The organism is Pseudomonas sp. AP42 (assembly GCF_001728935.1).
Classification (GTDB): Bacteria; Pseudomonadota; Gammaproteobacteria; order Pseudomonadales; family Pseudomonadaceae; genus Aquipseudomonas; species Aquipseudomonas lactis.
On sequence record NZ_LYSO01000147.1, the window covers coordinates 1 to 13,219 of the forward strand.

10 protein-coding genes are annotated in these 13,219 nt (G+C 62.2%); 6 read left to right on the forward strand and 4 right to left on the reverse strand.

Annotated features, from left to right (window positions below; translation table 11 throughout):
• Positions 1–158: 158 nt before the first annotated feature.
• The gene (locus tag A7K61_RS28285; protein WP_003192999.1) at positions 159–968 is read right to left on the reverse strand and encodes a UDP-2,3-diacylglucosamine diphosphatase; all 810 of its coding nucleotides are present in this window, start codon (positions 966–968) and stop codon (positions 159–161) included.
• Between the two features lie 137 nt (positions 969–1,105).
• Here A7K61_RS28285 and A7K61_RS28290 point away from each other — a divergent pair, with 137 nt between their 5' ends.
• Both A7K61_RS28290 and A7K61_RS28295 read left to right on the forward strand, forming a co-directional pair.
• A complete protein-coding gene (locus A7K61_RS28290) occupies positions 1,106–1,855 on the forward strand; it encodes an AraC family transcriptional regulator (protein WP_069558835.1) in 750 nt (249 codons plus the stop codon).
• A gap of 100 nt (positions 1,856–1,955) precedes the next feature.
• Positions 1,956–2,837, forward strand: a complete 882-nt coding sequence (locus tag A7K61_RS28295; protein ID WP_069558836.1) for a DMT family transporter — start codon at positions 1,956–1,958, stop codon at positions 2,835–2,837.
• 2 nt (positions 2,838–2,839) lie between these two features.
• Here A7K61_RS28295 and A7K61_RS28300 read toward each other — a convergent pair whose 3' ends face one another.
• A complete protein-coding gene (locus A7K61_RS28300; RefSeq protein ID WP_014719371.1) occupies positions 2,840–3,127 on the reverse strand; it encodes a SelT/SelW/SelH family protein in 288 nt (95 codons plus the stop codon).
• A gap of 83 nt (positions 3,128–3,210) precedes the next feature.
• Here A7K61_RS28300 and A7K61_RS28305 point away from each other — a divergent pair, with 83 nt between their 5' ends.
• Positions 3,211–5,400 (forward strand): patatin-like phospholipase family protein, encoded by a 2,190-nt coding sequence (locus tag A7K61_RS28305; RefSeq protein WP_044268468.1) that lies wholly within the window; start codon positions 3,211–3,213, stop codon positions 5,398–5,400.
• Between the two features lie 129 nt (positions 5,401–5,529).
• Here A7K61_RS28305 and A7K61_RS28310 read toward each other — a convergent pair whose 3' ends face one another.
• On the reverse strand, positions 5,530–5,964 hold the full coding sequence (locus tag A7K61_RS28310) for a MarR family transcriptional regulator (protein ID WP_003193007.1): 435 nt from the start codon (positions 5,962–5,964) through the stop codon (positions 5,530–5,532).
• 121 nt (positions 5,965–6,085) lie between these two features.
• Positions 6,086–8,215 (reverse strand): DNA helicase RecQ, encoded by a 2,130-nt coding sequence (recQ, locus tag A7K61_RS28315; protein ID WP_069558837.1) that lies wholly within the window; start codon positions 8,213–8,215, stop codon positions 6,086–6,088.
• Positions 8,216–8,491: 276 nt separating this feature from the next.
• Here recQ and A7K61_RS28320 point away from each other — a divergent pair, with 276 nt between their 5' ends.
• The 3 genes from A7K61_RS28320 to A7K61_RS28330 all read left to right on the forward strand — a co-directional run bounded on the left by A7K61_RS28320 (position 8,492) and on the right by A7K61_RS28330 (position 13,073).
• A complete protein-coding gene (locus A7K61_RS28320) occupies positions 8,492–9,079 on the forward strand; it encodes a YecA family protein (RefSeq protein ID WP_044268462.1) in 588 nt (195 codons plus the stop codon).
• 20 nt (positions 9,080–9,099) lie between these two features.
• Positions 9,100–9,483: a YbaN family protein gene (locus tag A7K61_RS28325; protein WP_019818414.1), complete on the forward strand. Its 384-nt coding sequence runs from the start codon at positions 9,100–9,102 to the stop codon at positions 9,481–9,483.
• 119 nt (positions 9,484–9,602) lie between these two features.
• The gene (locus A7K61_RS28330) at positions 9,603–13,073 is read left to right on the forward strand and encodes a PAS domain-containing hybrid sensor histidine kinase/response regulator (RefSeq protein WP_069558838.1); all 3,471 of its coding nucleotides are present in this window, start codon (positions 9,603–9,605) and stop codon (positions 13,071–13,073) included.
• Positions 13,074–13,219 lie beyond the last annotated feature (146 nt).

The following is a 13,219-nucleotide window of genomic DNA, read 5'->3' on the forward strand; positions in this document are numbered from 1 at the left end:
GGCCGTTACCGAAGCAATGGATATGTACACAATCCAGCTGTGTTGACTGTCAGGCCCTCTTCGCAGGCAAGCCAGCTCCCACATTTGAATCGTGGGGTGTCAGGTAGATCAACGTCGGCTGTCAGGCCGTCACGGGAGCAAGCTCACTCGCCACAGGTTCAGCCAGCAACCATTTCAGCCTTGAGCAGTGCCTCTTTAGCCTGCGCATCCGCCAACCGATACAACTCGATATGCCCATCCCAGTGCTCGATCAAGGCCGTGCACGACTCCACCCAATCCCCGCAGTTGAGGTAATCCACCTCGCCCACCTTGCGAATCTCGGCATGGTGAATATGCCCGCACACCACCCCGTGCAATTCACGCTTGGTCACTTCGTGGGCAATCGCCTCTTCGAAATCGCTGATAAAACTCACCGCTGTCTTGACCTTGTGCTTCAGGTAAGCCGACAGCGACCAATAACCGTAGCCGTACCGCGCACGCCAGTGGTTCAGCCAGCGGTTCAGCGTCAGGGTGAATTCGTAGGCCGAATCGCCAAGGAAGGCGAGCCAGCGGTGATAGCGCGTGATTACATCAAACTGGTCGCCATGAATCACCAGCAAGTGGCGACCATCGGCGGTGACGTGCACGGCTTCATCGACCAACTGGATATTGCCCAGGATCAGCTTGGAATAGCGACGCAGGAACTCGTCATGATTGCCGGTGACATAGATGACCTCGGTGCCACGCTTGGCCATGGTCAGCAGGCGGCGGATCACGTTGGTATGGGCTTGAGGCCAATACATGCCGCCGCGCATTTTCCAACCGTCGATGATGTCACCGACCAGGTAGACCTTGTCGGCGTGGTAGCCCTTGAGAAAGTGCGACAGGTGCTCGGCCTGGCAATCCCGGGTGCCCAGGTGCACGTCGGAAATCCACAGGGTTCGCACCCGTTGCTTGCGGCTGGGCTTGGTGAACTCGGCACGGGTCATGGGCATCCCTCGACGCTGTTTTGGCGAGCTTGCACCCTCGCGATTAATAGCCCATGACAAGCGTGCGTCAGTCTGATGACAGCGCCCGCTGCCCGCCAAGCGTTGTAGACTGACAGCTTGCCGCCCTGGAGACCGCGATGAGCCCGACCCTCACGCTACGCCACTACCTCGAAGCGCCCATTGCCCACAGCCATGACCATGCGCAGTTGGTGTTCGGCCTGTCCGGGCACCTGGACCTGGAAGTCGATGGCCGTGGCAGCCAGGTGCGCGAAAGCAGCGTGATGGTGCTGCCCTTCTCCACCCATCATGCCTGCATCAGCCGCGATGGCAGCCGCTGCCTGGTGCTGGATGTACCGACTGAAAACTGGATGGTGCAATCCTTGGGCGAACATGCCGATGCCAGCCGCCGCTTGCTCGACCAACCCGCGCGCCTCGCGTTGGATGCCCGGCAACACCAGTTGGTGCAGTGGCTGGCACAAAGCCCGGTGCACGACCCGCTGATCGTCCAGCAAGGGGCTGTGCTGTTACTGGCCAGCCTCAACCATCCTCAGGCCCAAACACTGCCGGGCCGGCGCCTGCCTTACGCGGCGTTCAATGCCCATATCGAGCGCCATGCGGCGCGCCCTCTCCAGGTGGCCGACCTGGCACGGATCGCCGATTTGTCCGTGCCGCGCCTGCATGCACGGTTTATGGCGGAATGCGGGCAGACGCCGATGGACTATCTACGCAGTCGCCGCCTGCACATGGCGCTCAAGCTGTTACGCGAAACCTCCCTGCCCATCGGCGAGATTGCCGAGCGCGTCGGCTACGCCTCACAAAGCGCATTTTGCGCGGCCATGCTACGGGCCTTTGGCGCCTCGCCCGGGGCGTTGCGTCGGGCGGGCTAGCAAGAGTCTTGCGCTAAAAATCACCCCACCCGCGACAGACGCCCCCCCGCCAACCCTCTAGACTGCGAGGCTGTCACCCCCTGTTGGATCAAGGATCGCAATGACTCCCCGCTCAGCCCTTGGCGCCCTGCATATCGGCGCATTGATGTTTGGCCTCACCGGTGTATTCGGCAAGCTGGCGGCGGCCTCCCCTGCCATCATCGTATTTGGCCGGGCGGCGTTTGCCGTGCTGGCGCTGGCGGTATTCGCCCGCTTTGCCAGCAACGCTCCGTGGAAAAAGCTAGAGATGCGCGACTGGCGCCGGCTGCTGGTCAGCGGTGTGTTGTTGGCCGCCCATTGGGTGACGTTCTTTATTGCCGTCAAGGTCGCGGGCGTGGCTGTGGCGACCCTGGGTTTCACCGCGTTTCCGGCCTTTACGGTGATCCTTGAGGGGCTGATTTTCCGCGAGCGTATTCGGGCCAACGAAGTGCTGCTGGTGGTTCTGGTTACCGTTGGCCTGGTGCTTGTGACCCCGGATTTCAATCTCGCCAGCGAGGCTACGGGCGGGCTGCTGTGGGGTATCGCCTCGGGCTTGTTGTTCTCGTTGTTGTCGCTGAACAATCGCGCCAGTTCCGGGCGCATTCCTGCGGTCCAGGCCGCGCTGTGCCAGAACATCGTGGTCGCCGCGCTCCTGCTGCCCGTGGCCGCGCCGGGGCTGGCGGATGTGCGTGGGATAGATTGGTTGTGGATCGGGCTGCTGGGGGTGTTTTGTACCGGCCTGGCCCACAGCCTGTTTGTCGCCAGCCTCGCGGTGATCAAGGCGCGCACCGCGTCGGTGGTGTTTGCCATGGAGCCGGTCTACGGCATTACCGTGGCCTGGCTGTTGTTCGCCGAAACCCCGACCTTGCGCATGCTGCTGGGCGGCGCGTTGATCATCGTCGCCATCGTGCTCTCCGGCCTGATGGGCAGCGCCAGCCAGGCCAAACAACCGGCGCCGGCCTGACTTCAGACGGTACGGTCGTTATGCCCGAGGTCGCGTTGGGGGTCGATCTGGTCGCGCACTCGCTGCTTGAGCACCTTGGCCTCGGGAAAACCGCCATCGGCCTTGCGCTCCCAAATCTGCACGCCATCACAGGTGATGCGAAACGCGCCGCCGGTGGCCGGTTCCAGCGCCACGCGTCCCAGGTCATCGGCAAAGGTGCTGAGCAACTCCTGGGCCAACCACGCGGCGCGCAGCAACCACTGACACTGGGTGCAATAGGTGATAACGATCTCGGGTTTGCATGCAGACATCATTAAGCGGCTCCTGGCGTAACAGGCTCAGCGAATCGGGTGGCTATAATAGCGACCTTTGTCGCCCAGCCACGAGATTGATGATGCGCCGCCTGCTGTCTTGCCTGTTCCTGTGCCTTGTCCCCCTACTTGCCGACGCTGTAGAAGCCCCCCGGCCGAAAATCGGCCTGGTGCTGTCTGGCGGTGCCGCCCGTGGCCTGGCGCATATCGGCGTACTCAAGGCGCTTGAAGAGCAAGGGATTCATATCGATGCGATTGCCGGCACCAGCATGGGTGCGGTGATTGGCGGGTTGTACGCGTCGGGCTACAAGATCGACGAGCTGGAGAAATTGGCGCTGGGGATCGACTGGCAGCAGGCCCTGTCCGACGCGCCACCGCGTGAAGACGTACCGTTTCGGCGCAAGCAGGATGACCGGGATTTCCTGGTCAAACAAAAACTCAGTTTCCGCGACGACGGTAGCCTCGGCCTGCCACTGGGCGTGATCCAGGGCCAGAACCTGGCGTTGCTGCTGGAAAGCATGTTCGCCCACAGCAGCAACACGCGTAACTTCGACAAGCTGCCGATCCCCTTCCGCGCCGTGGCTACCGACATCACCACCGGCGAAAAAGTAGTCTTCAGCAAAGGCCACCTGCCCCAGGTGATACGCGCCAGCATGTCGATCCCCGCGGTGTTCGCCCCGGTGGAGCTGGATGGCCGCCTGCTGGTGGACGGCGGCATGACCGACAATATCCCGCTGGACGTGGCGCGGGAGATGGGCGTCGACATCGCCATCGTGGTCGACATCGGCACCCCGCTGCGCTCGCGCAAGCAACTGGCCACCGTGGTGGACGTGCTCAACCAGTCCATCACCCTGATGACCCGGCGCAACTCCGAGGAGCAACTCAAGGCCCTGTACCCCAAGGACGTGTTGATCCAACCGCCGCTGGCCGCTTATGGCGTCACCGACTTCGGCCGCGCCAAGGACATGATCGAAGCCGGTTACCGCGCCACCCGTGCCCTCGACGTACGCCTGGCACACCTGCGCCCTGCCGAACCCATCGACGCCGACCTGATAGCTGCGCGCACGCCGGGCGAACGCACCCCGGTGATCACCGCAATCCAGGTGGAGAACGACTCCAAGGTCAGCGACGACGTTATCCGCTACTACATCCGCCAGGGCCTGGGAGAACCGCTGAACCTGGGCCGCCTGCAATCGGACATGGGCACCCTGTACGGCCTGGATTACTTCGAGCAGGTGCAATACCGCGTGGTAAAAAAAGGCCAGGACAACACCCTGGTAATCAGCGCACGCGGCAAGCGCAGCGGCACCGACTACCTGCGCCTGGGCTTGAACCTCTCGGACGACATGCGCGGCGACAGCGCCTTCAACCTCGGCGCCAGTTACCGCGTGAACGGCATCAACCGCCTCGGCGCGGAATGGCTGACGCGGGTGCAGATTGGTGATCGGCAGGAGCTGTACAGCGAGTTCTACCAACCCATGGACACCGGCTCACGCTACTTTGTGGCCCCCTACATCAGGGCCGAGGCACAGAACGTCGAGCTGATCCTGGACAACGACCCCATCTCCGAATACCGCCTGGAACGCTACGGCTTTGGTTTGAACGTGGGCCGACAGATCGGCAACAGCGGCGAGATCCGCTTTGGCGTAGGTGAAGCCTGGGGCAAGGCGGACGTGCGCATTGGCGACCGCGATCTACCGAGTGTGAGCTTCAGCGAAGGCTTTTATGAGCTCAAATACTCCTTCGATTCCCTGGACAACGTGTACTTCCCCCACAGCGGCGAAGACATCAGCCTGGCCTTTCGCGAGTTCGAACCCGGCCTGGGCTCGGACCAGCGCTACCGCCAATGGGAGTTCAAACTGGACAAGGCCATGAGCCACGGCCCGGACACCCTGATACTGGGCGGCCGCTATGGACGTACCCTGGATGATTCGGATGTGGTGATTTCCAGCTTTCTGCTGGGGGGCGCACGGCAATTGTCGGGCTTTCGCCAGGATGCGATTTCGGGGCAGAACATCAGCCTGATGCGCGCGGTGTACTTCCGCAGGCTCACTCCGCGTTCTTACCTGCCGCTGGACTTCCCGTTGTACCTGGGTGCATCCCTGGAACGGGGCCGGGCGTGGAACAACGATAACGAGTTCGACAGCGGTTATATCAACGCCGCGAGTATTTTCCTGGGGTTTGATACGCCATTGGGGCCGCTGAATTTCAGCTATGGGTTCAATGATGATAATCAGAAGGCGGTGTACTTGAACCTGGGCCAGACGTTCTAGGAAAGGATTGCCAAGGACTTTTGTAGGAGCGAGCTTGCTCGCGAAAAACCCAAAGACGCCGCGTTTATTCAGGAAACCCGCGTTATCGTTGACGTTTTTCGCGAGCAAGCTCGCTCCTACATTTGCAGTTCAGGACTTTTCCAGGTTCGCCAGGATGTGCTCATGCACCCGCATGCACACCCGCAGGTCTTCTTCATTCACGCCCACGAACAATTCATGGCGCAATGCCGTGGCGATGGTTTCGATCTGGTCGATCAGCGGTTGAGCCGTATCGCACAGCAGGATGCGTTTGGCGCGCCGGTCTTCCACCACGGCTTGGCGTTGTACCAGGCCCTGGCCTTCGAGGCTGTCGAGCAGACGCGCCAGGGTGGGCCCTTCCACCCCGACACTTTGGGCCAATTCACGCTGGGTGGGTGCTTCGACAAAACGGGCCAGGTGCAGCAGCACCAACCAGCGCGCCTGGGACAAGCCCAGCCCCGCCAGACGGCGGTCCAGTTCGGCGCGCCAACCTCGGGACATTTGCGCCAACTGCATGCCAAAACGGTGTTGATCGGTTAACGGCATAAAAAACTCGTGTTTAAGACTGAAAATAAAGTATGGCTAATTATTAGTCAGCTAAGCATGAGCCCTGCCCGTAGGCAAGGCCCGCTATGTACTGATTCGTTACATTGTCGTAATTGGCACACTAAATTTCGAATTCGGACTGCAAAGCGGCACGCACGCAGTACAAAACGCCTTCCGGAACACGCCCGGTAAACAACGGCGCAATCTCCGTGACAGCTGGCAATTCGCCTTCTCCATCGAGAAAGGCGTCCTGGATTTCACCGAGCAAATCCTCTGGCAAATCAAGGGCCTGCTCCAGGGACAATTGCTGCTTGCCGATGGCTTCGGCGAGCAAGGTGTACACGTTTTTTTCCGAGCATTGCAGCTGGCCGGCGATCTGGAGCGGGGTCATGCCGGCACGGGCCAGGCTGATCAGTTCGTGGCGAATATCGGCGATTTCCTTCGGCGCTTCGGCCTGGCCGCCGAGCACTTCCAGGAAGGCCTGGCCGTAGCGCTCCAGTTTGCGTGCGCCCACGCCGCTGACCCGGGCCATCTCGGCCATGGTGGTGGGCTGCTCGCGCAGCATCTCCAGCAAGGTGGAGTCGGGGAAGATAACGTAGGGCGGTACGCTGTGCTCCTGCGCCAGTTTGCGCCGCAGGGTGCGCAAGGCTTCCCATTGTTCGCGCTCCTCGCCCCGCACCAGCTGGCTGGCCTGGCTGGTGCTGCTGCTTTTGGCGGTGGTCTGCGGCTTGAGGTCACGGCGCAGTTCCAGGCTCACTTCGCCCTTGAGCAAGGGCCGGCAACTGTCATTCAGGCGCAGCCCGCCGTAGCCTTCGATATCGATGTCGACCAGACCACGGGCAACCATCTGGCGAAACAGCGAACGCCACTCCCCTTCAGCCCGGGCCTTGCCGACACCGTACACCGAGAGTTTTTCGTGGCCGAAGCTGCGGATTTTTTCGTTGTCCTTGCCCAGCAGAACATCCACCAGATGGCCCACGCCATAGCGCTGGCCGGTGCGATAGATCGTCGACAACGCCTGGCGCGCCGGTTCGGTGGCGTCCCAGGTTTGCACGCCGTCGATGCAGTTATCGCAGTGGCCGCAGGGTTCAGGCATGTCTTCGTCGAAATACGCCAGCAGGGTCTGGCGGCGGCAGCGGGTCTCTTCGCACAACGAGAGCATGGCGTCGAGCTTGTGCTGCTCCAGACGCTTGTGACGCTCGTCGCCTTCGGAGTTCTGCAGCATCTGCTTGAGCATCACCACATCTTGCAGGCCGTACACCATCCAGGCATCCGCCGGCAGGCCATCACGGCCAGCACGCCCGGTTTCCTGGTAATAAGCCTCAAGGGACTTGGGCAGGTCCATGTGCGCCACGAAACGCACGTTGGATTTGTCGATACCCATGCCAAAGGCAATGGTCGCCACCATGATCAGGCCTTCCTCGTTCAGGAAGCGTTTTTGGTGCGCAGATCGCGTGTCATTGGGCAGGCCGGCGTGGTAAGGCAGCGCCGGGTAGCCTTGCTCACAGAGGAACGCGGCGACCTCGTCGACTTTCTTGCGCGACAGGCAGTACACGATGCCCGCATCACTGCGCCGTTCGGACAGGAACGCCAGCAACTGCTTGCGCGGCTGCTCCTTGGGCACGATGCGGTAGAAAATATTGGGCCGGTCAAAACTCGACAGGAAGCGCTCGGCGTTCTGCAAATGCAGGCGCTCGACGATCTCTTCGCGGGTCCGCTTGTCAGCGGTGGCGGTCAGCGCAATGCGCGGCACATCGGGAAACAGTTCGGCCAATTGGCCAAGCTGCAGGTATTCGCGACGGAAATCGTGACCCCATTGCGACACACAGTGGGCTTCGTCGATGGCAAACAGGGCGATCTCAAGGCTCTGCAAAAAGGCCAGCATGCGTGGCTGCACCAGGCGCTCCGGCGCCAGGTAAAGCATTTTCACTTCGCCACGCTTGATGCGCGCTGCCAGGTCGCGCTGCTGCTCGGCGCTGAGGGTGGAGTTCAACGACGCGGCAGCGACCCCGAGTTCTTCAAGGGTGGCGACCTGATCGTCCATCAGCGCGATCAGCGGCGACACCACCACGGCCAGGCCATTGCGCAACAGGGCCGGCACCTGGAAGCACAGCGACTTGCCGCCACCGGTAGGCATCAGTACCAGGGCATCGCCGCCACTGGCCACGCGCTCAATGATCGCACCCTGGCGGCCACGAAAACTGTCGTAGCCGAAGATGTCCTTGAGGACGCGTTGAGCCTGCTCGAGCATGTAAAACTCCAAAATGGTGCCGAAATCCCTCTATACAGGCTGGCCGAAAAAATCCGCGCTCACGAAAAATAATCCGTAAGCGAAGTTTTCCCGGATTGGCGCTGGGCCTGCAGGGGCATCACAAAACGCGGCAGTATACCCGAGCGTTATCCCCCAAAGGGCGCGACTGACGAATAGACGCACCAGGCTAAAACCGGGCAAATATGCCGTGCGGCTGGCCTGGGCGCTCAAGAAAGCCTAGAATTCAGCATCGTTTATTCCCAAGGTAGCCCTTCAATGTCCTTCGCTGAGCAACTAACCCGCCTGCAAGCCTTCCTCGACGCCGATGAGCTGCATGACGAGGCGCTGGACTACGTGGCCGCCCACGGCTACCTGACCGCCCTGTCGATCTGCTCCGACCCCGTCCCGGACCGTGAATGGATCGACGCGCTGTTCGCTGAAGAGCCTCACTACAGCGACGACGCCCAGCGCGAAGAAATCGAATCCACCCTGCTCGCCCTCAAAGCCCACATCGCCCGCCAACTGGCCTCCGACGAAGAGTTCGAGCTGCCGTGCGAGCTGGACCTGGGCGACGACCCGGATGACTCCGACCTGCGCGGCTGGTGCATCGGTTTCATGGAAGGCGTGTTCCTGCGCGAAGCCGCCTGGTTCGAAACCGCCGAAGAAGAAGTCAGTGAAATGCTGCTGCCGATCATGGTCGGTTCGGGCCTGTTCGAAGAGGAGGCAGAGTTCTCCGACATCGCCGCCGACGCCAACCTGATGGACGACATGATCGTGCAGATCCCGGAAGCCCTGACCGCGCTGTACCTGCTGTGCAACGCGCCCGACGAAAAACCGGCGATCCTCAAGCCACGTCACCACTGAGTCGCTTGCCCGTGGCACCCATGGGCAACCGTCCACTTCTCCTGCGCTACGCGCTGCTGGCCATTGGCTGGCTAAGCGTAGCGCTAGGCGTCATCGGTATTTTCCTGCCGGTGTTGCCGACCACACCCTTCCTGCTGCTCGCCGCCGCCTGCTTCGCTCGCAGCTCCCCGCGCTTCTACCACTGGCTGGTGGAACACCCGCGCCTGGGGCCCTGGGTGCGCGACTACCTGGACGGCAATGGCATCCCGCTCAAAGGCAAGGTCTACGCCATTGGCTTGATGTGGTTGAGCATCTCGATCTCCTGCTACCTGGTGCCACTGCCCTGGGCACGGGGCTTTATGCTGACCAGTGCGGTGCTGGTGACGATCTACATCCTGCGCCAGAAAACCCTGCCACCGCGCTGAGCGCCGCCTGCGACATTCGATCCCACACGACCTTGGTCGACACTGACTAACACCAGGCATCATGCGAGACTGTCCAACCGGGCCTGGAATGCCCGGGTGTTCTTATGCTCGGAGTTACCATGACGCTGTCCAGCGGGCTGATCGCCGCCGTTGCCCTGGCCTATATGGCCACCATGTTTGCCATCGCCTTTTACGGTGACCGCCGCCATGCGCCGCTGCCGCCGCGCGTGCGTGCCTGGGTGTATAGCCTGTCGCTGGCGGTGTACTGCACCAGTTGGACCTTCTTCGGCGCCGTGGGCCAAGCGGCCGAACAACTGTGGGCATTCTTGCCGATCTACCTGGGGCCCGTGCTGTTGCTGGTGCTGGCCCCCTGGGTGCTGCAGAAGATGATCCTGATCAGCAAGCAGGAAAACATCACCTCCATCGCCGACTTTATCGCCGCCCGTTACGGCAAGTCCCAGTCCCTGGCGGTGGTGGTGGCGCTGATTTGCCTGGTCGGCGTACTGCCCTATATCGCGCTGCAGCTCAAAGGCATTGTGCTGGGCGTGAACCTGCTGATCGGCGCCGGCCCCGACACCACCGGCACCCGCGCCCAGGACACGGCCTTGATTGTGTCGCTGGTATTGGCGCTGTTTACCATCGTGTTCGGCACGCGCAACCTCGACGCCACCGAACACCACCGCGGCATGGTGCTGGCGATTGCCTTTGAGTCGCTGGTCAAGCTGTTCGCTTTTCTTGCCGTCGGTGCGTTTGTCACCTACGGCTTGTACGACGGTTTCGGCGACCTGTTCAGCCAGGCCATGCTCGCCCCGCGCCTGGAGGAGTACTGGAAAGAGACCATCAACTGGCCATCGATGGTGGTGCAGACCGGCGTCGCCATGATGGCGATCATCTGCCTGCCACGACAATTTCATGTGACGGTGGTGGAGAACATCGACCCCCAGGATTTGCGCCTGGCCAAGTGGGTGTTCCCGGCTTATTTGATCCTCGCGGCACTGTTCGTGGTGCCCATCGCCCTGGGCGGCAAGATGCTGTTGCCAAGCTCAGTGCTGCCGGACTCCTATGTGATCAGCCTGCCGATGGCCGAGGCGCACCCGGCGCTCGCGGTGCTGGCATTTATTGGCGGTGCGTCGGCGGCCACCGGCATGGTGATCGTGGCGAGCATCGCCTTGTCGACCATGGTCTCCAACGACATGCTGCTGCCGTGGCTGTTGCGCCGGTCCAGCGCCGAACGGCCATTCGAAGTCTTCCGCCACTGGATGCTGTCGGTGCGCCGGGTGAGCATTGTGATCATCCTGCTGCTGGCGTACGTGAGCTACCGCTTGCTGGGCTCCACCGCCAGCCTGGCGACCATCGGCCAGATCGCGTTTGCCGCCGTGACCCAACTGGCCCCGGCGATGCTCGGTGCGCTGTATTGGAAGCAAGCCAACCGGCGTGGGGTGTTTGCCGGTTTGGCCGCCGGTACCTTCTTGTGGTTCTACACTTTGGTCCTGCCGGTGACGGCGAAAAGTCTGGGCTGGTCGCTCAACCTTTTCCCCGGCCTGACCTGGATGCACTCCCACCCGTTCGGGCTGTCGGTAACCTCGCTGACCCTGGGCACTGTGTTCTCCCTGGCCGGTAACTTCACCCTCTTCGTGTGGGTGTCGATGCTGTCGCGCACACGGGTTTCCGAGCACTGGCAGGCAGGTCGTTTTATCGGCCAGGAAATCAGCCAGCGCGCGAGTGCGCGTTCCATGCTGTCGGTACAGATCAGCGACCTGCTCAGCCTGGCGGCACGTTTCGTCGGGGAAGAACGGGCCCAGCAGAGTTTTATTCGCTTCGCCTATCGCCAGGGCAAAGGCTTCAACCCCAACCAGAATGCCGATAACGACTGGATCGCCCACACCGAACGCTTGCTGGCTGGCGTACTCGGCGCCTCCTCGACGCGGGCGGTGGTGAAAGCGGCGATTGAAGGGCGGGAAATGCAGCTGGAGGACGTGGTCCGTATCGCCGACGAAGCCTCCGAAGTGCTGCAGTTCAACCGCGCCCTGCTGCAAGGCGCCATCGAGAACATCACCCAGGGCATCAGCGTGGTGGACCAGTCGCTCAAGCTGGTGGCCTGGAACCGGCGTTACCTGGAACTGTTCAACTACCCGGACGGCTTGATCAGCGTTGGCCGGCCCATTGCAGACATCATTCGCTACAACGCCGAGCGCGGCCTGTGTGGCCCCGGTGAAGCGCAAGTGCACGTGGCGCGTCGCCTGCACTGGATGCGCCAGGGGCGTGCGCACACCTCCGAGCGCCTGTTCCCCAATGGCCGGGTGATCGAGTTGATCGGCAACCCGATGCCCGGCGGCGGGTTTGTCATGAGTTTCACCGACATCACCGCGTTCCGCGAAGCCGAACAAGCGCTGACCGAGGCCAACGAGGGCCTGGAGCAGCGAGTGACCGAGCGCACCCATGAACTGTCGCAACTGAACGTGGCCCTCACCGACGCCAAGGGCGTGGCCGAATCCGCCAGCCAGTCGAAGACGCGGTTCCTGGCGGCCGTGAGCCATGACCTGATGCAGCCGCTGAACGCTGCGCGGCTGTTTTCCGCCGCCCTCTCCCACCAGACCGATGGCCTGTCCGGCGAAGCACGGCAGCTGGTGCAACACCTGGACAGCTCGCTGCGCTCGGCTGAAGACTTGATCAGTGATTTGCTGGATATTTCGCGCCTGGAAAACGGCAAGATCAATCCGCAGCGCCAGCCCTTTGTCCTCAACGAGCTGTTCGACACCCTGGGCGCAGAATTCAAGGCACTGGCCCAGGAGCAACACTTGCGCTTCCGCTGGCGCGGCAGCCGTATGCGGGTGGACAGCGACATCAAGCTGCTGCGGCGGATTTTGCAGAACTTTCTGACCAATGCCTTCCGTTATGCCGACGGCCCGGTGCTGCTGGGCGTACGTCGTCGCAAGGGCGAACTGTGCCTGGAGGTCTGGGACCGTGGCCCTGGCATTGCGCCGGATAAACAAAAGGTGATCTTCGAAGAGTTCAAGCGCCTGGACAGCCACCAGACCCGTGCCGAAAAGGGCCTGGGCCTGGGCCTGGCGATTGCCGACGGCCTGTGCCGCGTACTGGGCCATCGCCTGAGCGTGCGCTCCTGGCCGGGCAAAGGCAGCGTCTTCAGCGTGTGCGTGCCGCTGGCCCGCAACCAGGCCAGCGCGCAACCCAAGGCGCCGGCAGAAACCGGCCTGCCCTTGAGTGGCGCACGGGTGCTGTGCGTGGATAACGAAGACAGCATTCTGATCGGTATGCGCAGCCTGCTCACGCGCTGGGGCTGTGAAGTCTGGACAGCCGCCAACCAGGCCGAATGCGCGGCGTTGCTGGCCGAGGGTATCCGCCCGCAACTGGCGTTGGTGGATTACCACCTGGACCATGGCGAAACCGGTACCGAGTTGATGGGCTGGCTGCGTGCGCAACTGGCCGAGCCGATTCCCGGTGTGGTGATCAGTGCCGATGGGCGACCGGAGATGGTGGCCGAGGTGCATGGGGCGGGGTTGGATTACTTGGCCAAACCGGTGAAGCCGGCGGCGTTGCGGGCGCTGTTGAGCAGGCATTTGCCCCTGTAACGGCATAGGTATCCGCACAACTTCGGTATGACGCCGAACCTGTGGCGAGGGAGCTTGCTCCCGCGACGGCCTGACAGCTGACGCATATCCATCTGACGCTCCGAAATCCAAATGTGGGAGCTGGCTTGCCTGCGAAGACGGCCTCA